Genomic DNA, 18,991 nt, shown 5'->3' on the forward strand with positions numbered 1-18,991 from the left:
CGAAGTCGAGATCCCGACGTCGGCGGGGGCGGTGCTTCTCCGCCACCGCCGACGAACCTCAGTCGATCCGCGCCACCAGCGGCAGCCGGCTCCGCGCACACAGCCCGACCGCGGCGGCGGTGAGCAGCGGCAGGCCGACGACGACGAGCCCGAGCAGCGGCCACGGGACCGCGAGCAGCGTGCTGCCGTCGTCGCCGCGGGACAGCGGTCGGCTCACCGCGATGCCGGGGATGAACCCGATCGGCGTACCGAGCAGGGCGCCGGCCAGTCCCACCACCAGCGCGTACGCCGCCGCGACCCGCCGCCGGGTGCGTGGCCGGGCACCGACCGCGGCCATGGTGGCGAGGTCGGGCCGGGCGTCGGAGAGGGCGAGGAAGGTGGCGGTGAGGGTGCCGCCGAGCATCAGGATGCCGCCGAGGACCGCCAGCACCCGCTGCAGGATGCGCACGCTGTCGTCAGGCCGGAAGCCGCGCTCGACGTAGAGCAGGTCCACGCCGGGCAGGGTGGCGAGGCTCTCCTGCAGGTCGCGCTCGGTGGACTCCGGGATCGAGGGGGTGATCGCCACGGCGGTGGTGGTGACGGTGAGCCCCAGGTCGTGCGCGACTCCGGGCGGCACCACCGCCTCCACCGGGGCGACCCCGACGCCGGCGGCGAGGAACGTCGCGCCCGCCTCGAGCGCCGCGACCTCGTGCGTCGAACCGACGTCATCGGAGATCTGCATGACCACGCGCACCCGGTCGGCCACCGGGGCTGCCGGATCCAGCGACCCCCGGACCAGCACGACACGGCCCGCGGCCAGGGCGCGGTCGGCGCGCACCCGGTCCGCCGAGGCGAGACCGAGCACGTCGGGCACCGACGATCCGACGAGGTAGCGCGTGCCGAACGCGCCCCGGGTCGCGCCGAGGACGCTCTCGCCGTCGGCCTCGAAGGCGATGTCGACGTAGCCGGCCGCCGTGTCGGACACGACGCCCGCGACCTCGTGCACCTCGGCGCCGGGGACCCGCCGTGCCACCAGCTCGCGAACGGCGGACGGGTCGGCATCGGGCTCGACCTGGACCACGCCGTACCCGTGGGCGAACTGCGCGTCGTAGTCGCGCTCGTCGGCGGCCTGTTGGCTGCTGAGCGCGAGGGCGAGGGTGATCACGCCCGCGACGGTCGCGCCGACGGCAGCCACGGCCGGGACCGTACGGGTTCGGTGCCGGGCCGCGTCGCGGGCGGCGAAGCGCAGCGACAGCGGGAAGCTCCGCGCGACCCGGCCGACCAGGGCGACGACGGTCGCGACGAGCAGGATCATCCCGACGACCGACAGCAGCGCGGAGGCCGCAACCAGCGCCGGGGAGGCGCCACTCGCCCGGGAGCCCAGCAGACCGGACGCGATGCCCGCCCCGACCAGCACCAGCCCGAGCACCGGCGAGCGGCGCGAGGGCCGCCCCTCGCCGCGGCGGCCGGCCAGCACCGCGACCACGTCCTGGCGCGAGGCCGAGAACGCGGGTACGACGGCGGCCAGGACGGCCGCGGCCAGTCCGAAGCACGCGACCACGGCCAGCAGCGGCCACGGGACCTCGAACGGCCCGAACCAGGTGCCCTGGAAGCGTTGCGCCACGGGTACCAGCAGCGCCCCGACACCGATCCCGAGGACGACACCGAGCAGGCCGCCGACCAGGCCGACGACGACCCCCGAGGCGAGGACGGTACGACGCGCCTGGGCAGGCGTCCCTCCGGCGGCAGCGACCAGGGCGAGCGTGCGCGCCTGGGCCCGGGCGCGGACGGCGAAGGCCGGCCCCGCGAGCAGGACCACCTCGAGCAGCACCATGGTCACGACCAGGACCAGCGCGGTGACGGTGGTCTCGTCGACCGGCTGGTGGCTGACCACCTCGGGCGGCAGCGCGGAGTCCGGCGGCGGGTCGGAGAGAACCTGGCGCGAGGCGGCGAGGAGGCCGACGGCATTGAGCGCGCGGACGTCGTCCCAGCTCACCGGGGCGCCGCCGACCAGCCAGCGCGGCTGGTCGTCGGGCGTGCCGAGCGCGCCCGGGAGGACTGCCGCGACGGCGTCCTCGCGGGTGGTCGTGCTCGCGGCGATGCCGACGACGTGCAGGTCGGTCCGGGCCTCGCCGGCCGGCGTGCGGCGCAGCACGCTGAGCGTCTCGCCGAGGCCGGGGCCGCGTCCGGCGACCACGGTGTTGACCACGACCTCGTCGGCAGCGCGCGGATAGCGGCCGTCCTCGAGCCGGAACAGCCCGTCGGTGAGCGGGTTGGCGAGGTCGGTCTCGGTGACCAGGAGGTCGCCGACGCCGCGGTCGGTGCGGTAGGAGAGGTACTCCTGGGCCAGCGGGACGAGCTCCCGGTCGGCGCCGAGGACCCCGCGCACCTCCGCGGCCGTCGCGGCGTGCTCGTCCTCGCTGACCCAGGACGTGACTGCGTTGGGGTCGAAGGCCTGCAGCACCTCGGAGGTGCCGCTGCCGACGACCAGGGCGGCCGCCGTACCCATCCGGCGGTCGACGCCCTCGGCGCCCGAGACACTGGCGGTGCGCCACACGACCGCGGCCGCGGCGACGGCGAGCACGGGCAGGCAGACGAGCACCAGCATGAGCGCGGTCTGCGCCTTGCGCCGCCAGGCCTCGCGGCGCGCCAGCCGCAGCGCGACCCGCCAGCCTGCGATCCGCTGGTTCATCGCGCGGCCGGCTCGGTGAGCACGTCGACGCGGTCGGTGCCGGTCTCGTCGACGACCACGCCGTCGCGCAGGAACACCACCCGGTCGGCCCAGGCGGCGTGCCGCGCCTCGTGGGTGACGAGGACCCCCGCCGCACCCGCGTCGCAGCGCGCGCGGAGCAGCTGGAGGATCCCCTCGCCGGTCTCGGTGTCGAGGGCGCCGGTCGGCTCGTCGGCCAGGATCAGCCGGCGCTCGCCCACGACCGCGCGGGCGATGGCGACCCGCTGCTGCTGGCCGCCGGACATGTTGTCGGGGAACCGGTCGGCGAGGTCGAGGATGCCGACCTCCTCGAGCGCGCGGCGGGCCTCGGCCCGGGCCTGGCGCGGGCCGATCCCGTCGAGCTCACGCGGGAGCGCGACGTTCTCGGTCGCGGTGAGCGCGGGGATCAGGTTGAAGCCCTGGAAGACGTAGCCGATCGAGGTACGCCGCATCCGCGCCCGCCCCTGCTGCCCGAGCCGCGCGAGGTCGACCCCCTCGACACTGACCTCGCCGCTGGTCGGCTGGTCGAGCCCGCCGGCGATGGTGAGCAGCGTCGACTTGCCGGAGCCGGAGGGACCCATCACGGCGACCAGCTCGCCGGGGTACGCCGCGAAGGAGACGCCGCGCAGCGCGAGCACCTCGTGCGGCGCGACGCCGTGGGTGCGGGTGACGTCGGTGAGCTGGAGGACAGGGTTCATCGCTCTTGCTTTCGGGAGAGGAGGCGGGCGGCGCGGATCCGCTGGAGCCGGTCGCGGGCGTCGGCGAGCCAGCGCCGCTCAGCGCGGTCCAGCCGGCGCGCCTGGTCGTGCAGGTCGGGGCTCATCGGGCGCCCTTCGCGCGAGTTCCACCGGCCGGCCGGTGATGCTCGCGGTGGGACGAGGAAGCTTCGTCGTCCGGGCGCGAGCTCTCTCGTCCCAGCTCGGCCGCGGCCCGGCGCAACCGGGCCTCGCAGTGGTCGAGCCAGCGGATCTCGGCCTCGGCTCCGAACACGAGCGAGTCGAGGACCAGGCTCCACGCGAGGTCCGCGGGGGCGGTGGACCCGGCCGCCTGCCGCTTGAGGCGGGTGTAGTCCTGGAGCGCGGCCATGGTGGCGCTGCGCTGCTGCTGGATCACGGTGCCGACGTCGACGCCCGGCACGGTCACCGCGAGCGCGAGCTTGATCGCGAGCTCGTCGCGCGGCGGCTGGGTGCGGGCGACCGGCGTGGTGAACCAGGTGGCGACCTCGCCGCGCCCGGCTTCGGTGATCCGGTAGATCACGTGGCCCTCGCCGTCCTCGCCGTCGGCGCGGGCGAAGCCGTCGCGCTCGAGCCGGGTCAGGGTCGTGTAGACCTGCCCGACGTTGAGCGGCCAGGTGGTGCCGGTGCGCTGCTCGAACTCGGCGCGCAGCTGGTAGCCGTACATCGGCTGCTGCTCCAGCAGCGCCAGCAGGGCGTGCTTCACGGACATCGGGGCTCCCTCGGGGATGACTGCATACCGGGTATAGAAACTGTATACCCGGTATGTGGTGAGCCTGTCGAGCCGTGGCAGCGGCGCCGGGGTAGCGTGCGGGCATCTCGGCCCCGGAGGAACCCATGCACCGCACCCGTCTCGCCGCCCTGACCGCCCTGGTCGCCCTGCTCCTGACCAGCACGCTGGTCGCCGCAACACCCGCCAGTCAGGCCGCACCCCGCCCGGTGGCCACGAAGGACCTGCCGTCGAGGTCCGAGATCGTGCGCGCGATCCCCGACCTCGCGGGACTCACCCTGTTCCGGGCCTCGACGGCAACGGTGGACCAGTACGCCGGCGCGTGCTCGAAGTGGGCAGAGACCGGAGTGCGCTACGGCGAGATCCGCTCGGGCGAGGACTTCTCGACCGGGCGCACGATCGACGTCCGGGTGCTCCAGCTCAACACCAAGGCGGAGGCACGGGCGCTCCTCGCGGCGCACCAGGCCTTCGCACGTGACTGCGGCCAGTACTGGGCCGGGGTCGCCACCGCGGTCCAGCCGGAGAAGCTGCCGAAGCTCGGCGGCCCGCGGGTCGGGTACCGCACGACCAAGGTCCCCGCGGCCGACACGGGCATGCCCCCGAGCCACTACTTCACCGTCGCGGTCCGCAAGGGCAAGCGCGTGCTGGTGATCGAGGTCCAGCAGCCGGCGCCGCCGCGCAAGGCGCAGGTCGTCCGCCTGGCCCGGGTCGCCGCGGCCAGGATGAGCTGAGCCCGCCGGGCGCTACCGCTCGCAGCCCCGGCGGACCTCGCCGGTGCAGGTGTCCTTGCCGCGTCCACCGATCACGGTGTCGGACCCGGCGCGGCCGTTGAGGACGTCGTTGCCGTCACCGCCGCGAAGGACGTTGTCGAGGGCATCGCCCAGGATCAGGTCGTCGTCCGGCGTACCGCGGACCTCCTCGATCCCGGCGAGCGCGGTCCGCATCCGGAGACTGCCGACCTCTGCGTCCGCGGACGCGAGACCCAGGGCGAGGTTGACGTAGACACCCGAGGTGGCGCCGGGGACGTAGCCCTCGTAGAAGACCACCCGGTCGTAGCCCGCGCCGCCGTCGAAGGAGCCGGTGCCCATCGGGGCCCAGGCGGTGTCGGCGCCCTTGCCGCCGCGCGCCGTACCGACACCGTGGAAGCGGTCGGCTCCCCTGCCGCCGTCGGCGCTTCCCGCGTAGTAGACCGTGTCGTCGCCCCGCCCGCCGACGACCCGGGTCCGCGCGTCGCCGCAGACCAGGTCGTCGCCGTCGAGCCCGAGGACGACGTCGCGGCCCTTGCCACGGCCGGCGACGATCACGTCGCGCTTGCTGGTCCCGACGATCCGGTCATTGCCCTTCGACGGGTCGACGATCGTGGCGCGCTTGCCCGCGCACGTCGGCACGGGTGCGTGCGCCTGCGCGGGCACACCCGCCAGTGCGCCGCCGGCCGCCAGCAGCACGAGCGCCGCGCTGGTCCGGATCCTCCCGATCCTCCGCATCCCTGCTCCCTTCCGAGGTCGGCGGTCACCCTGCCACAGGGCCGGGTGCGGAAGACTGCCGCCATGGCACCGACGATCCTGATCACCGGCGCGTCCAGCGGGCTGGGCGCCGAGATGGCCCGCCAGTTCGCCGGTCGCGGCTACGACCTGGCGCTGGCGGCCCGGCGTACCGAACGGCTCGAGGAGCTGTCCGCGGAGATCCGCGCCGCCCACCCCGAGCGCCGGGTGGCACTGCGGGCGCTCGACGTGACCGACCACGCCGCCGTGTTCCGGGTGTTCGGCGAGCTGCGCGACGAGCTCGGCCGGCTGGACCGGGTCGTGGTCAACGCCGGCCTCGGCAAGGGCGCGAAGCTCGGCACCGGCCGCTTCGACGCCAACCTCGAGACCGCGATGACCAACTTCGTCGGCGCGCTCGCCCAGACCGAGGCCGCGATGGAGGTCTTCCGCGCGCAGGAGGCCGGGCACCTGGTGATGGTGTCGTCGATGTCGGCGATGCGTGGGATGCCCTCCTCGATGACCACGTACGCCGCCACGAAGGCCGGCGTCGCACACCTCGCCGAGGGGCTGCGCACCGAGCTGCACGGCACCAGGCTGCAGGAGAGGATCAAGGTGACCGTGCTCTACCCGGGCTACATCCGCTCGGAGATGAACGAGAAGGTCGAACAGTCCACGCCGCTGATGTCGTCGACCGAGAAGGGCGTGGCCGCGATGGTGGCCGCGATCGAGAAGGAGGTCGCCGACGCCTGCGTGCCGCCGCTGCCGTGGGCGGCGATGGCGCCGGTCATGAAGCACGCCCCGCTCGGGGTGCTCAAGAAGCTGATCTGACCGGTTGCCGCTCCCGCACCGAGCGCGGCAGCACGATCTCGAGGTCGAGCCCGGCTGCGCCGTGGGCCAGCCCGCGGTGCCCGCCGGCCCTCGGGACCGCCGCGGCCAGGCTGACGACGACGAAGAGCGCCAGCACCGGGCCGGTCCACGTGCCGGGGATCGCGAGCAGCGCCACGAACGGCCCGACGCCGGTGGCCAGCTTGACCAGGCGGGCGACCGGGACCGGTCCGCGCCGACCGGTCGTGCGCACGGACACGACCCACTCGCCGACGGTCCGCCCGCCGAGCAGTACGGCGACCGCCTCGACCAGTCCCGGAACACCCCACTGCAGCAGGCGTTCGGGCGTGGTCGGCAGGTCCTCGAAGGGCACCTCGACGACGTACAGCTGCACCGCCCGCCAGGCGATCGACAACGTCGACCCGAGCAGCAGCACGAACAGCCCGTCGCAGGCCATGCCGACCCAGCGGCGCCCGAGCGTGATGGTCGTCGGCCAGACTACCTCGGGCCGCTGCCGTCGGACGAAGATCGCCGACACCAGCGAGCCGAGGGTCGCGCCGAGGGTGTTGATGATCAGGTCGTCGACGTCGAAGAGCCGGTAGGCGCAGTCGTAGAGGTGCCACACGCCGGTGGCCTGCGTGGTCTCGATCAGCAGCGAGACCGAGAAGCCGAGCAGGGTCGCGACGACCACCCCGCGTCGCGCGATGCGGCGTACGAACCAGCCGAGCGGCACGAACAGCAGCGCGTTGAGCGCCACCTGCAGGAACGCCGCGTCGTGCACGAGCGCCGACAGCCCGGCCCGCGAGCCGAGGTCACCCCAGTCGATCGCGCGGATCGTGTCGAACGGGACCGTCTGCTTGCCGGCACAGGTGTAGTCGGTGTCCGCCGGCATCGGCAGCAGCGTGTAGGTCCACAGCGCCAGCCCGTAGACCGCGCCGGAGAGCAGCACGGTCAGGTCGCGCGGCCCGAGCCGCCCGTCCTTGCGGTACTCCACCGCCGCGACCGGGATCAGCAGCAGCACCGCCACGACGGTCCCGAGGGCCGTCGCGATGACGGCGTTCATCACCTGGTCGGACATGCCCGGCTCCCTAGCGGTAGGTCACCAGCGACCGCGGCAGGTGCGGGTGCTCGTTGAAGGTCAGCAGCCGCGCGCCGGTGGCACCGACGATCACCCGCGTCACCGAGGTGTTCGCGATGACCGTGTTGAACCGTGCCCAGACGGGGCCCACCGCCGCCATGTCGGGTACGACGAGCAGCGCGGCCAGCGCAGCGATCACTCCCCCGGACGTGACGACGAGCGTCGGGCCAGGACGTTCAGCCGCGGCGGACAGGGCCGCGCGGGCGCGGCCGACGAAGGCGTCGTACGGCTCCGGGTAGCCGCCGTCGGGGCCGGAGCCGTACCAGTGCTCGGTGGAGACCTCGAACTGCTCCTGGAAGGCGCGGCGGTCGGTGGTGTGGTCGACGACGGTGCCGGTCGCCTCGGCGTACCGCGCCAGCACGCCGAGGTGGTCGAACTCGGCCCAGCCCTCGTCGACCGCTGCCTCGGGCGATCCCGGACCCCAGCCGGCGCCGTCCGCGATCGCCTCCCAGGTCTCGCGGTGCCGGCGCATCCCGCCGTGCACGACCGAGACCGGCTCGGGGCCCTCCTTGGCGAGCCAGCGGCCGAGCACCCGGCCCTGCTCCCACCCGGTCTCGGAGAGCACGTCGTAGTCGTCGGACCCGAACGACGCCTGGCCGTGGCGGACCAGCAGCAGCACGCCCATCAGCTGACCTCCCCCGCAGGCAGGGCGGCCAGGACCTGCCGGCAGCGCGCCTCGAGGTAGCCGACGGCCGGCCCGAAGGCGGCGTACGCCTCATTGGTGGTCTGGCCGTGGAAGTAGCGGTACCAGATCTGCTGGGCGATCACGGCCAGCCGGAACAGCCCGAAGACCTCGTAGAAGGTCCACTGCTCGGGGGTCAACGAGAGACCGGCGCGCGAACAGTAGGCGTCGACGACCTGCTGCCGGGTCCACATGCCCGGCGCGGTCGTGGGCTGGCGGCGGAACAGCAGGAAGAACTCGTCGTCGTCGGCCTGCACCCAGTAGGCCAGCGTGCAGCCGAGGTCCATCAGCGGGTCGCCGACGGTCGCGAGCTCCCAGTCCAGCAGGCCGATGATCCGGGTCGGGTCGTCGGCGTCGAGGACCATGTTGTCGAAGCGGTAGTCGTTGTGGATCATCCGCTGCCCGACGTCGGCGGGCTGGTGCGCGTCGAGCCAGCCGGTGATGTCGGACCAGTCGCCGGTGTCGTCGGTGCGCGCGTTGTCGAGCCGGGCGATCCACCCACCGACCTGGCGCGCGACGTACCCGTCGCCCTTGTTGAGCGCCGCGAGCCCCGGAACGGCGCTGACGTCGATCGCGTGCAGCGCGACCAGGGTGTCCACGGCGGCGTCGCACAGCGCGCTCGCCTGGGCCTCACTGATGGGGAAGCCGAACTCGCGGCGCGGGATCAGCCCGTCGAGCCGCTCCATCACGTAGAGCTCGCTGCCGATCGGGCTGTCCTCGGCGGTGCAGTACGCCGCCATCGCGGGCACCTGACCGAAGACCGGCTTGAGCGCGTCCTGGATCCGGTACTCCCGGCCCATGTCGTGCGCACCCTTCGCCTTGGTGCCGACGGGCGGACGGCGCAGGATCAGGTCCGGTCCCTCGGCCATCTGCAGCAGGTAGGTCAGGTTGGAGGCTCCGCCGGGGAACTGGCGCACCTCGGCGATCGGGCCGCGGCCCAGCCAGGCCTCGACGGCGGCGACGTCGAAGGCGTCCTCGTCGCGGACCGGGCGCGACTCGTCGTTCGCCCCGCTCACTCGGCCACCGCGTCGAGCTTGCGGGCCTGGGCGCGCATCACGGCGTCGTACGCCGTCCGGTCGGCGAGCTTGAGCTGGTACGCCGCCCGCGCGGCGTCGTCGGGGATGATCAGCTCGGTGCCGGCGTCGATCGCGTCGAGCACCGCGGCGGCGATCTCGTCGGGCCCGAGCGGCGCGTCCTCGACCAGCCTCGACATCACCTGCTGCAGCGCGGCGTCGCGGCCCTCGACGCCGGCCATCAGGTTGGTGCGGAAGTAGGACGGGCACACGACGTGCGCGGTCACCCCGTGCGCCGCGAGCTCGTGTCCGGTGGTCTCGGTGAGCGCGACGACCGCGGCCTTGGTGGCGTTGTAGCCGCCCATCCCGGCCGGGTGCACGAGGCCGGCGAGCGAGGCGACGTTGACGATCCGCCCGCTCCCCTGTCGCTTGAAGACCGGCGTGAACGTGGCCGTGCCGCGGACCGCGCCGAGCAGGTTGATGTCGACCAGCCGCTGCCACTCGTCGATCCCGGACACGTCGAGCCGCCCGCCGCCGGCGATCCCGGCGTTGTTGACGAGCACGTCGAGCCCGCCCCAGGTCTGCTCCACGTGCTCGCGCGCGGCGGCCCAGTCGGCGTCGCTGGTGATGTCGAGCGGGAGGATCCCGTCGCCGGGCGCACGGTCGGTGCGGAGCACGTCGGCACCCCGCTCCTCCCAGGCCCGGGCGAGGGCGGCGCCGAGCCCGGAGGCCGCGCCGGTGATCAGGACACGCTCTTGCTGCTGCGGCTGCGTCACCCGGCCGACATTAGTGCCTCCTCGAGAACGCTCCCGAGGGCGCTCACGAGCAGGTCCACATCGTCCTCGGTGCACACCAGCGGCGGCGCGAAACGGACCGTCGAGCCGTGGGTGTCCTTGGCGAGGACCCCGCGATCCATCAGCGCCTCGCAGACCTGGCGCCCGGTCAGCAGACGGGGATCGATGTCGACGCCCGCCCACAGCCCACGGATCCGGACCGCGACCAGCCCGACGCCGACGAGCGCGCGCAGGCCGGTGCCGAGCCGTTCGCCGAGCACTCGGGCGCGCTCCTGGTACTCCCCTGTCGCCAGCAGGCCGACCACCTCGTGGCCGACGGCGGCGGCGAGCGGGTTGCCGCCGAAGGTGGAGCCGTGGGTGCCGGGCCGGACGACCTCGAGCACCGCGCGGTCCGCGGCGATCGCCGAGACCGGCAGGATCCCGCCGCCCAGCGCCTTGCCGAGGACGTAGACGTCCGGGACGACGCCCTCGTGGTCGCAGGCGAAGGTGCGGCCGGTGCGCCCCAGCCCGGACTGGATCTCGTCGGCGACCATCAGCACGTCGCGCTCGGTGCACAGCGCCCGTAGGCCGCGCAGGAAGCCGTCCGGCGGGATGACGACGCCGCCCTCGCCCTGGATCGGCTCGAGCAGCACGGCCACCGCCGAGCCGGCGGACGCGTCGATCGCCTCGGCGACGGCCGCCAGGTCGCCGTACGGCACGCGGACGAAGCCGGGCGTGAACGGGCCGTGGTCGGTCGTGGCGTCGGGGTCGTCGGAGAAGCCGACGATCGTGGTGGTGCGGCCGTGGAAGTTGCCGCTCATGGTGATGATCGTGGCGGCTCCCGGCGTCACGCCCTTGACCTGGTAGCCCCACTTGCGGCTGACCTTGATCGCGGTCTCCACCGCCTCCGCGCCGGAGTTCATCGGCAGCACCATCTCCTTGCCGGTCAGCTCGGCGAGCGCCTGCGCGAACGGTCCGAGCTGGTCGTTGTGGAAGGCCCGGCTGGTCAGCGTCAGCCGGTGCAGCTGCTCGGTGGCACGGGCGACCAGCCGCGGGTGGCCGTGCCCGAAGTTGAGCGCGGAGTAGCCCGCGAGGCAGTCGAGGTAGCGCCGGCCCTCGACATCGGTCACCCAGGCACCCTCGCCGGACGCGAGCACCACGGGCAACGGGTGGTAGTTGTGCGCGGCGTACGTCTCGACGAGGTCGACGTGGTGGCGAGTGGTGGTCATGGGTCCAGCATGAGGGCGCCGGGTTGGCTCCCGGTCAGGACGCGACGACGGCGACGACCGCGGCCCGTCGTAGCGGCTCCGACCAGCGGCGGGCCGCCCCGGCCGCGCCTGGTCTCGTCGTCACCCACGGTCGGTGCCACGCACCATCAGGACTTGTCTTCCAGGCCGGACGGGGCCAGGTTGCTGATGGCGACCGCGACCCGGCTGGGACGCAGGTCGAGCGCTTCGGCTCGTTCCTTGCGGACGATCGCCTCGCGTACCAGGTGGGCACCGACGTAGCGGACCGGGTCCGGTGGAAAGTGCTTCGCACGTGCGGACACCAGCCCTGCGGAGCTCCATTCGTCCTGCCGGCCCAGGACCATGGAGGCGAGCATCTTGCCTCCGACGACGCTGGGACCGACACCGTTCCCGGACCAGCCCACCCCGACCGCGATCGTCTTCTCCCGGTTGAGCCAGTCGATGATGGGGAGGCTGTTGTGGGTGCGGTCGATCGGACCGGCCCAGTCGTGCGTGATCCTGGCCTGACGCAACATCGGGTAGTAGCGCTGGAAGTCGCGCGTGACCATCTCCGCACGACCGGCGCTGCGTTCCATCGCCTTGGTCATGTGGCCACCGATCCCGATCGACCAGCCGCCCTTGCCGAAGACGACACGTCCGGAGTCCGTCGTCCGGTAGTAGCAGACGAGCGTCTGCGAGTCGGTGATGGCCGGACCCTCGCGCCATCCGATCTCATCGAGCTCATTCGGGATCTCCTCGGTCGCGACGATGTCGCTCGAGATCACGAAGAGGCGGGTGTGCAGCTCCTTCAGCCCGGCAGCCCAGGCGTTGGTGGCGACGACGACACGGTCGGCGCAGATCGTGCCGGCCGCGGTGGCCAGGCGGGGAACGCCTCGACGGTTCAGGCGCTTGACCTTCGTGTTCTCGTAGATGTTGACACCCAGCTCGAGTGCTCGCCGGCGCAGGGCGCGGACCAGGTGGCCGGGGTGGACGATCGCAGCCGAGTGCTCCAGCACTCCGGCGAGATGGGTCGGGCTGCCGGCCAGTCGAGCGACCTCTCGGGGCGCGAGATGCTCGAACGTCCCTTCCTTGGCCCGGTCGGCCAGCGTGACGACGTCGTCCCAGGACCTGTCGTGTGCGGGGGACGTGGCGGTCCACAGCCATCCGGAGCGGCGGAACTCGGCCTCGGGAGAGTGTGCCGCGCAGAACTCACCGATCTCGCTGATCGCGTCCTCCGAGGCGAGTGCCAGGCGGAGCGCCTCCTGCTCTCCGCACAACGCGGTCAAGGACGCGAACTTGGGCCACCAGGACAGGACGAAGCCGCCATTGCGACCACTGGCGCCCCCGCCGCACACGTCGGCTTCGACGATGGTGACGTCGACGGCGGGGTCGAGCTCCTTGATGCGAAGCGCCGTCCACAGACCCACGTAGCCCCCGCCGACGATGGCGACGTCGGTCTTCCTGTTCCCGGTCAGCGGTGGGCAGACGTCGTCGACGCCAGCCTCTTGGAGCCAGAACGAGCGGTGCTTGGTCAGGTTCGTCATGTCAGTACTTCCAGCGGAGGAGGTCGATGCGTGCTTCCAGGTCCTTCGAGCCGTGTTCCTCGTCCTCGTGCCTGTGCACGGCAACGAACGAGTCGAGCAGCTCGGCTCCCAGCGCGGCGCGCAGAGTCTGGTTCTTCTCGAGAAGGTCGAGCGCGTCGGCGAGACTGCCCGGGAGCCTGCCGACCTTGTTCCGGGCTCGCTCGTCGTCGGTCATGACCGCCGGATCGACATGGATCTCGGGCAGGATGTCGTACGGATGGGCAAGGGCGTCCTGCGTGATCGCCACGACGGCGGCGACCACGAGGTAGGGGTTGGCCGCCGGGTCGATCACCTTGACCTCGCAATTCGCCGATGACTGGCCGTGACCCCCGGTTCCCTGCACGAACCGGACTCCGGCCTCGCGGTTCTCGTGACCCCAGCACACCCAGGCACCACTCCACATGCCGGGCCGAAGTCGCTCGTTGCTGAGGACGCTCGGAGCGTAGAGACCGATGGTGTCCGGGAGGAGCTGGGCGAGGCGCGACACCATGGCGAGACCGTCATCGGTCATGCCGCACTCCCGGTCGCCGCCGCTGAAGACGTTGCGACCGTCCTTGAAGGCGGACGCATGGAGGTGGGCCCCGTTGCCGATGCCCTCGACGCTGGTGATCGGCGCGAACGAGGCTCGATAGCCGTGCGCGAGTGCGGTCCGGGCGACGATGACGCGACACAGGACGGCGTTGTCGGCCGCTCGAACCGGGTCCGCCGGCGCTATGGAGACCTCGATCTGCCCGTTGCCGTACTCGGGGTGGATCTGCTCCACCTCGATCCCCGCGATGATCAGGCTCTGTTCGAGGTCGCGGATCATCGGCTCCAGGCGGAGGAAGGGACCCACGCCGTAGCCTGGTCCGGTGTGGGCGAGTTCGAGTGAGCCGTCGGCGTTCTCCTTGTAGAGCGTGAACTCGAACTCGAACGCCATCCGGTACACGTACCCGGCGTCCTTCGCGGCGGCGACGAGACGCTTCGCCGCCGATCGGGCGCAGGTCGGCACCGGGTCGAGCGTCTCCTGGTCGAGCTGATCGACCGGGGCCCAGTCGAGACCCGCGGCGAGCATCCGTCGAGCATCAGCCGCAGGTACGAGTCGCATGTCCCCGACCGCGACTCCACCTGGGATGGGAGCGAGGTGGTCGTCGACGCACATGTATGCGAAGGCGGTCGACAGGCCGACTCCCCTCTCGCTCACCGCGGCGATGCGCGACGCCGGAAGCAGCTTCGCGCGAGTCACCCCTGAGTTGTCGACGAGGTTGAGCAGGAGGCTCTGTCCGTCACCGGTGGCCTGGTGGTCGCTCATGTGACACTCCCTTCGGAAAGTGATCTCGAACTCATGTCTGCTCTCAGGTGGTCGTTCGCCGCCGAGAATCCGGCGAGAAGCACCCGGGCGACGTCTTCGACGGCGCTCTCGGGCGGCAGGAACCTGGGGCTGTGCAGGCCGGGGGAGCTCGACGTTCCGTCGCCGGTCCCCACGAAGACCATCACGGAAGCGACGGCGTCGCTGTAGTAGGCGAAGTCATCGGCACCGCACGACCTGAGGTCCTCTCCGAGGCTCATCCCCTGCTCGCGGATGTTGGGTCGCAGACGATGCACGATGTCCGGCGAGTTGGTCAGCACCGGCTCTCCGGAGACGATGCGCAGCGTCGTCGTGCATCCGTAGCCAGCGGCCACGTTGCGACCGATCGCCTCGAGGTGCGACTTCACGTCCTCGCGCTGCGCAGAGTCGAAGGTGCGGACAGTGCCGAGGATCCGAACGTCGTTGGGGATGATGTTGGCCGCCTGACCACCTCGAACGGAGCCGATGCTGACCACCGCCGGCTGCATCGGGTCCGTCCGCCGAGACACGATGTGCTGCATCGCGCCGACGATCGCCGCTGCCGCGACCACCGGGTCCTCGACCGTGTGCGGATAGGCGGCGTGCCCACCGACTCCGTGGACGGTCAGCTCGAACTCGTCGGACGCCGCGTTCACCGCGCCCGGTGCGGCCGAGACGACGCCGGCCGGGAGTCGGGGCTGGAGGTGTCCCCCGACGACGGCGCCGATGTTCGCGCCCGCCCACTCGTCCGAGCCCAGGAGATCGGGCGCGCCGCACGGATAGGTCTCCTCGCGAGGCTGGAGAAGGGCGACCACCGGTACGTCGGGCATCGTCTTGCGCAGGCAGCCGACGGCCAGGGCGAGAGCCGCCATGTGTACGTCGTGCCCGCACGCGTGCATGGCTCCGTTGCGAGAGGCCCAGCGCACGCCGGTCTCCTCATCGATCGGGAGTGCGTCGAGCTCCGCGCGCAGCGCGACGGCAGGACCGTCCGCCGGCCCGAAGCGAAGGATCCGTCCACCCGCGATGCTCGGCGCCTCGGCGCGTCCGAGCCGGGTCGCGAGCAGCCGGGCGATCGGCTCCTCGTCCCCTCCGGTCCGCGGGGTCCGGTGAAGCTCTCGGCGTAGGGCTTGGGCATCGCCGAGACCCGCCCGGATCTCGTGGTCGAAGGGACGGCGACCGGCCGCCACTGGCGTGATCACCTGCCGTACACCTTCGCGGCGTTGCCGACGGCGATCATGTCCAGATATCGCTTTGCGTCGTCGAGGCTCATCTCGTCGTCGGCCACCCAGTCGCCGAACACCCTTGCGACGCCGCGTCGCCACAGGTGACTCCCGCAGTAGTAGAGCTCGGGCAGCCCGTACGCGTCCGTGGAGAACATCACCTTGTTGAACGGGGCCAGCTCCAGGGACTCGCGGATGATCGCGTGGGAGCCGAACCCGGTGTAGTTCACGGCCGCACCGGTGTCGAGGTAGACGTGCGGGTAGACCTGGGCGAGGAAGGCCGCCTCCCGCTGGAACGGGTAGCAGTGCAGCAGCATGATGCTGGCTCCGGTGTCGACCGTCCTGCGGATGAACTCGGTCATCTTGCTCGGGTCGCACCGGTGCAGGTCGATGTCCGAGTCGCCGTAGCCGACATGGAACTGGAGAGGACACCCGTGGCGCACCGCCTCCCAGATCAGGAACCGGATGACGACCGGATCCTCGAGCCGGACCGGCTCCTCGGACGTCCTGGCACGCAGGAGGCGGTCGGCTGCGTCCCTCACCTCGTCGCGGGTGGGCTGGTCGGGGTCGAAGTCGAGCCCGCAGCGGTACGCGACGATGGACTTGAAGCCGAGTGATCGCGCCGCGCTGGCGCCGATCCGCTCCACCATGCGAGCGACGAAGTCCTCGCCGTTCTCGGCCAGGGCAAGCTCATCTTCGGCGAGAGCCTCGAGCCGGTCGATCTCACCGAACTCGGCACCGGCGGCATCGGCGACCTCCTTCGGTCCGAGCATGTGCGCGCCCACCCCGGTCTCCACGACGTAGCGCTCGATGCCGGTCCCGCGCAGGAGCGTCTGGTTGACCGCATCCGGGCCGAGGGCGATGCGACGCTCCATGTACTGCTCGCCCGTGCAGTGGGCCTCGAGTCCGAGCTCCGGCGCGCAGAGCGCACGCACAGCGACGCCGAAGGGGGTGTCGAAGTTCGACCCGCCGAAGGGAGAGCGCCAGGACGACTCCGTGGCGAGCGCCTCGAACTGCCCCGAGGAGAGGTTGGCGGACGTCACCCCGTGACAGTGGTGATCGATGAGCCCGAGGTGGCTCACGTACTCGGCGAGCTGAATGGTCACTGCGCTACCTTGCGTTGGATGGCCGAAGAGGACCTCGGGCCGGACTGTAATGTTTGTTTCAGTTCTTGTCAGAAGCGTAACTCTGTAACATGTGGTTCGCAAGGCCCCCGGCAAGAACTCCCGAAGGCGGCGTGATTCAGGTGGATGACTACAGGTCCGTGCGCAAGTCGCTGATGGACTCGATGGACGACCTCTCGAACAGCGAGAAGAAGGTCGCGCGCTCCCTGCTGGCGCAGTACCCGGCCGCCGGACTGAACACGGTGGCCTCCCTGGCCGAAGCGGCCGGCGTCAGCGCTCCCACCGTCGTCCGGTTCGTCGCGAAGCTGGGCTATGCCGGCTACCCGGCGTTCCAACGGGCGCTCATCCACGAGGTGAATGCCGAGATGGGCTCGCCCGTGCGCCAGTTCTCGACCAAGGCGATGGAGCCGACGTCGGGCGCACTGACGCGCACCCAGCACGCTTTCGCCGACATGATCGAGCTGACGTACGACGAGGTCCCCCAGTCCGAGTTCGACCGCGTGGTCGAGCTGTTGAGCAAGAGCGCCGCCGAGGTCTGGGTCGTCGGCGGTCGCTTCAGCCGGCTCCTGGCCGAGTACCTGGTCCTGCACCTCCGGCTCCTGCGGCCACGGGTCAACATGACCCTCCCCGACGCCATGGGGCACAGGACCACCCTTGCGGACCTCACGAGCTCGAGCGTGGTGGTGATCTTCGACTACCGGCGCTACGACGAGAGTCTCGCCGCCTTCGCCGAGGCCGCGGCCGAGCGCGGCGCGACCGTCTGCCTGATGACCGACAACTGGCTGTCCCCGGCCGCGCAGTCGGCGAAGGTCGTCCTCCCGTGCCGAGTCGAGTCCGCCTCGCCCTTCGACTCCCTCGTCGCGGCGATGGCCCTCACCGAGAGCGTCATCACCGGCGTGACCGAGAGACTCGGCGAGACCGGCCTCAAGCGTCTCCAGGACCTGGAGGGCGACCACTAGGGTGCGGCTCCTTGCATCAGTGGTCCTCGAGCACGAGACGTTCTCCGATTCGACGGGCAAGGCCCGGAGTGGCGGACGCGACCATGAGGCCGACGAACGCCCAGACCGCGACGATGTAGGGGAAGAGGTCGTAGGGGCGGGCCGGGATCGGCCAGACGTTCCGGTACAGCACGTAGCCGATCATCGCGATGCCCCCGAAGGGAAGGAGACCTTCGATCGCGGGGATGGTGTGCGCTCGACTGGTGACGATGAAGCGCGCGGCACCGACCAGGGACAACAGGTACGCGACCAGGAGGAACAGCGAGCCGACGGTCGCGGTCCAGAAGAAGATGTCGACCACGTCGTCGGTGGCGAACGTGCGCATCAGGACGGCCAGCACCAGGAGCACAGCGACGGTGGCCAGCACGGAACGTCGGGGTACCCCGTTGCTGTCCGTGTCACCGAGCTTGGTGCTGATGAAGCCGTCACGGCCCATCGCGAGGAGCAGCCGTGATGCGCCGACCGTGCAGGCGAGGCACGAGCCGAAGGCGCTGAGACCCGCGCCGAGCGTGACCAGGTCTCCGATGGGGCCACCGATGTAGTCGCGCGCCAGGTCGCCGACCAGTGACGACGACGAGACGAGCGCCTCGGTGCCGGCTGCGCTGGTTCCGAAGCCGAGCACCTCCGCGCTGGTGACGATCACGAAGAAGGCTCCCGCAAGGAGCACCGACCCGACCAACGCGATCGGAATCGAGCGGCGCGGGTCCTCGGTCTCCTCGCCGAGCGTCGAGGCCGCTTCGAAACCCGCGAACGAGAGGAACCCGAACGTCATCGCGGCGAAGAGCGCAGAGCCCCCGACGCCGTCGGGAAGCGTGAGGAGCTGAGAGAAGCTGGACCCGCCGACCGGCCCGCCTCCGCCGCTGACCCTGACCAGGACGACGACTGCGACGACGAGCATCAGGGCGATGGTGACGAACTCGACGACCAGAAGGACCGTGGTCGCTGCCTTCGCCGGACGAGTCGCGAGGAAGCCCACCGCGGTCACGACGACCCCGCCGACGACCTCCCACGGAAGGACCGGATCGATGAGCGAGTCGACGAGGCCTCCGAGGAACAGCGCGGCTCCGGCGGCCGTGCATGCCGCGAAGGCGATGTAGGTTCCGAGCAGGAGCCAACCTCCCACGAACCCGGTTCGCGGGCCGACCGTGGCGCCGATGAACCCGTAGACGGAGCCGGCGCTCGAGATGTACTGGGAGAGCCGCGCGAAGGAGTGCGCGACGACGAGGACCCCGACCATCGCGAACACGAAGACGAGCGGGACTGCCGATCCGACGAGGCCGGCGGGCGCTTGGGGGTTGATGTTCACGGCCATGCTTGGTCCGAGGAGCGCCACGGAGAGCCCCAGCGCGGCCCACACGGACAGGTTGCGGTGGAGCCCGGATCGCACGGTGTTGTCGTTCCCGGCGGCAGACGGCTTCGTCATGGCGATGCTCCTGTTTCGGGCGCCCCCGTTCCGTCCGCGACGAGTC

The 18,991-nt window shown here is 71.7% G+C and carries 18 protein-coding genes; 3 read left to right on the forward strand and 15 right to left on the reverse strand.

The features are described from left to right. Positions 1-58: 58 nt before the first annotated feature. From ACZYRU_RS21595 to ACZYRU_RS21610, 4 genes are read right to left on the reverse strand one after another with little or no spacing between them, the layout of a single operon-like run. Complete coding sequence (locus ACZYRU_RS21595; RefSeq protein WP_488959157.1) at positions 59-2,671, reverse strand: FtsX-like permease family protein; 2,613 nt, start codon at positions 2,669-2,671, stop codon at positions 59-61. Further along, complete coding sequence (locus ACZYRU_RS21600; protein WP_488959158.1) at positions 2,668-3,387, reverse strand: ABC transporter ATP-binding protein; 720 nt, start codon at positions 3,385-3,387, stop codon at positions 2,668-2,670. The genes ACZYRU_RS21595 and ACZYRU_RS21600 overlap by 4 nt, the downstream gene beginning before the upstream one ends. After that, on the reverse strand, positions 3,384-3,512 hold the full coding sequence (locus ACZYRU_RS21605; protein ID WP_488959159.1) for a hypothetical protein: 129 nt from the start codon (positions 3,510-3,512) through the stop codon (positions 3,384-3,386). The genes ACZYRU_RS21600 and ACZYRU_RS21605 overlap by 4 nt, the downstream gene beginning before the upstream one ends. After that, complete coding sequence (locus ACZYRU_RS21610; protein ID WP_488959160.1) at positions 3,509-4,135, reverse strand: PadR family transcriptional regulator; 627 nt, start codon at positions 4,133-4,135, stop codon at positions 3,509-3,511. Before ACZYRU_RS21610 ends, ACZYRU_RS21605 begins: the two co-directional genes overlap by 4 nt. 125 nt (positions 4,136-4,260) lie before the next feature. Between ACZYRU_RS21610 and ACZYRU_RS21615 the strand changes: the two genes are divergently transcribed. After that, the gene (locus ACZYRU_RS21615) at positions 4,261-4,884 is read left to right on the forward strand and encodes a hypothetical protein (RefSeq protein ID WP_488959161.1); all 624 of its coding nucleotides are present in this window, start codon (positions 4,261-4,263) and stop codon (positions 4,882-4,884) included. 12 nt (positions 4,885-4,896) lie between these two features. On the opposite strand, the gene ACZYRU_RS21620 is transcribed toward ACZYRU_RS21615, so the two are convergent. Then, the gene (locus tag ACZYRU_RS21620; protein ID WP_488959162.1) at positions 4,897-5,637 is read right to left on the reverse strand and encodes a calcium-binding protein; all 741 of its coding nucleotides are present in this window, start codon (positions 5,635-5,637) and stop codon (positions 4,897-4,899) included. A 63-nt stretch (positions 5,638-5,700) separates the two neighbouring features. Between ACZYRU_RS21620 and ACZYRU_RS21625 the strand changes: the two genes are divergently transcribed. Continuing rightward, positions 5,701-6,462, forward strand: coding sequence for an SDR family oxidoreductase (locus ACZYRU_RS21625; RefSeq protein ID WP_488959163.1), 762 nt, complete (start codon positions 5,701-5,703; stop codon positions 6,460-6,462). On the opposite strand, the gene ACZYRU_RS21630 is transcribed toward ACZYRU_RS21625, so the two are convergent. The 9 genes from ACZYRU_RS21630 to ACZYRU_RS21670 form a co-directional block, all read right to left on the reverse strand. Continuing rightward, a complete protein-coding gene (locus ACZYRU_RS21630) occupies positions 6,446-7,537 on the reverse strand; it encodes a VanZ family protein (RefSeq protein ID WP_488959164.1) in 1,092 nt (363 codons plus the stop codon). The genes ACZYRU_RS21625 and ACZYRU_RS21630 overlap by 17 nt on opposite strands. Positions 7,538-7,547: 10 nt before the next feature. After that, positions 7,548-8,222 (reverse strand): histidine phosphatase family protein, encoded by a 675-nt coding sequence (locus ACZYRU_RS21635; RefSeq protein WP_488959165.1) that lies wholly within the window; start codon positions 8,220-8,222, stop codon positions 7,548-7,550. Next, on the reverse strand, positions 8,222-9,295 hold the full coding sequence (locus tag ACZYRU_RS21640) for a phosphotransferase family protein (protein WP_488959166.1): 1,074 nt from the start codon (positions 9,293-9,295) through the stop codon (positions 8,222-8,224). The genes ACZYRU_RS21635 and ACZYRU_RS21640 overlap by 1 nt, the downstream gene beginning before the upstream one ends. Next, positions 9,292-10,068, reverse strand: a complete 777-nt coding sequence (locus ACZYRU_RS21645) for an SDR family NAD(P)-dependent oxidoreductase (RefSeq protein ID WP_488959167.1) — start codon at positions 10,066-10,068, stop codon at positions 9,292-9,294. Before ACZYRU_RS21645 ends, ACZYRU_RS21640 begins: the two co-directional genes overlap by 4 nt. Beyond that, on the reverse strand, positions 10,065-11,294 hold the full coding sequence (gene rocD, locus ACZYRU_RS21650) for an ornithine--oxo-acid transaminase (RefSeq protein WP_488959168.1): 1,230 nt from the start codon (positions 11,292-11,294) through the stop codon (positions 10,065-10,067). Before rocD ends, ACZYRU_RS21645 begins: the two co-directional genes overlap by 4 nt. Positions 11,295-11,440: 146 nt before the next feature. Next, the gene (locus ACZYRU_RS21655; protein WP_488959169.1) at positions 11,441-12,835 is read right to left on the reverse strand and encodes an NAD(P)/FAD-dependent oxidoreductase; all 1,395 of its coding nucleotides are present in this window, start codon (positions 12,833-12,835) and stop codon (positions 11,441-11,443) included. A 1-nt stretch (position 12,836) separates the two neighbouring features. Continuing rightward, positions 12,837-14,165, reverse strand: a complete 1,329-nt coding sequence (locus ACZYRU_RS21660) for a type I glutamate--ammonia ligase (RefSeq protein ID WP_179728671.1) — start codon at positions 14,163-14,165, stop codon at positions 12,837-12,839. Further along, positions 14,162-15,379, reverse strand: a complete 1,218-nt coding sequence (locus ACZYRU_RS21665) for a M20 metallopeptidase family protein (RefSeq protein ID WP_488959170.1) — start codon at positions 15,377-15,379, stop codon at positions 14,162-14,164. The genes ACZYRU_RS21660 and ACZYRU_RS21665 overlap by 4 nt, the downstream gene beginning before the upstream one ends. Then, complete coding sequence (locus tag ACZYRU_RS21670) at positions 15,376-16,506, reverse strand: amidohydrolase family protein (RefSeq protein WP_488959171.1); 1,131 nt, start codon at positions 16,504-16,506, stop codon at positions 15,376-15,378. Before ACZYRU_RS21670 ends, ACZYRU_RS21665 begins: the two co-directional genes overlap by 4 nt. Positions 16,507-16,646: 140 nt before the next feature. On the opposite strand from ACZYRU_RS21670, the gene ACZYRU_RS21675 reads away from it, so the two are divergent. After that, complete coding sequence (locus ACZYRU_RS21675; RefSeq protein WP_179728670.1) at positions 16,647-17,483, forward strand: SIS domain-containing protein; 837 nt, start codon at positions 16,647-16,649, stop codon at positions 17,481-17,483. A gap of 16 nt (positions 17,484-17,499) precedes the next feature. Here ACZYRU_RS21675 and ACZYRU_RS21680 read toward each other — a convergent pair whose 3' ends face one another. Then, entirely contained in the window at positions 17,500-18,945 is a 1,446-nt protein-coding gene (locus ACZYRU_RS21680) for an APC family permease (protein ID WP_488959172.1), read from the reverse strand. Positions 18,946-18,991 lie beyond the last annotated feature (46 nt).

The organism is Nocardioides sp. F233 (genome assembly GCF_057813895.1).

What these genes read in the sequence shown, in the direction of transcription:
- ACZYRU_RS21595 (WP_488959157.1), bottom strand. Translation starts at nt 2,671, where the DNA reads ATGAACCAGCGGATCGCAGGCTGGCGGGTCGCGCTGCGGCTGGCGCGC.
- ACZYRU_RS21600 (WP_488959158.1), bottom strand. Translation starts at nt 3,387, where the DNA reads ATGAACCCTGTCCTCCAGCTCACCGACGTCACCCGCACCCACGGCGTC.
- ACZYRU_RS21605 (WP_488959159.1), bottom strand. Translation starts at nt 3,512, where the DNA reads ATGAGCCCCGACCTGCACGACCAGGCGCGCCGGCTGGACCGCGCTGAG.
- ACZYRU_RS21610 (WP_488959160.1), bottom strand. Translation starts at nt 4,135, where the DNA reads ATGTCCGTGAAGCACGCCCTGCTGGCGCTGCTGGAGCAGCAGCCGATG.
- ACZYRU_RS21615 (WP_488959161.1), top strand. Translation starts at nt 4,261, where the DNA reads ATGCACCGCACCCGTCTCGCCGCCCTGACCGCCCTGGTCGCCCTGCTC.
- ACZYRU_RS21620 (WP_488959162.1), bottom strand. Translation starts at nt 5,637, where the DNA reads ATGCGGAGGATCGGGAGGATCCGGACCAGCGCGGCGCTCGTGCTGCTG.
- ACZYRU_RS21625 (WP_488959163.1), top strand. Translation starts at nt 5,701, where the DNA reads ATGGCACCGACGATCCTGATCACCGGCGCGTCCAGCGGGCTGGGCGCC.
- ACZYRU_RS21630 (WP_488959164.1), bottom strand. Translation starts at nt 7,537, where the DNA reads ATGTCCGACCAGGTGATGAACGCCGTCATCGCGACGGCCCTCGGGACC.
- ACZYRU_RS21635 (WP_488959165.1), bottom strand. Translation starts at nt 8,222, where the DNA reads ATGGGCGTGCTGCTGCTGGTCCGCCACGGCCAGGCGTCGTTCGGGTCC.
- rocD (WP_488959168.1), bottom strand. Translation starts at nt 11,294, where the DNA reads ATGACCACCACTCGCCACCACGTCGACCTCGTCGAGACGTACGCCGCG.
- ACZYRU_RS21655 (WP_488959169.1), bottom strand. Translation starts at nt 12,835, where the DNA reads ATGACGAACCTGACCAAGCACCGCTCGTTCTGGCTCCAAGAGGCTGGC.
- ACZYRU_RS21660 (WP_179728671.1), bottom strand. Translation starts at nt 14,165, where the DNA reads ATGAGCGACCACCAGGCCACCGGTGACGGACAGAGCCTCCTGCTCAAC.
- ACZYRU_RS21680 (WP_488959172.1), bottom strand. Translation starts at nt 18,945, where the DNA reads ATGACGAAGCCGTCTGCCGCCGGGAACGACAACACCGTGCGATCCGGG.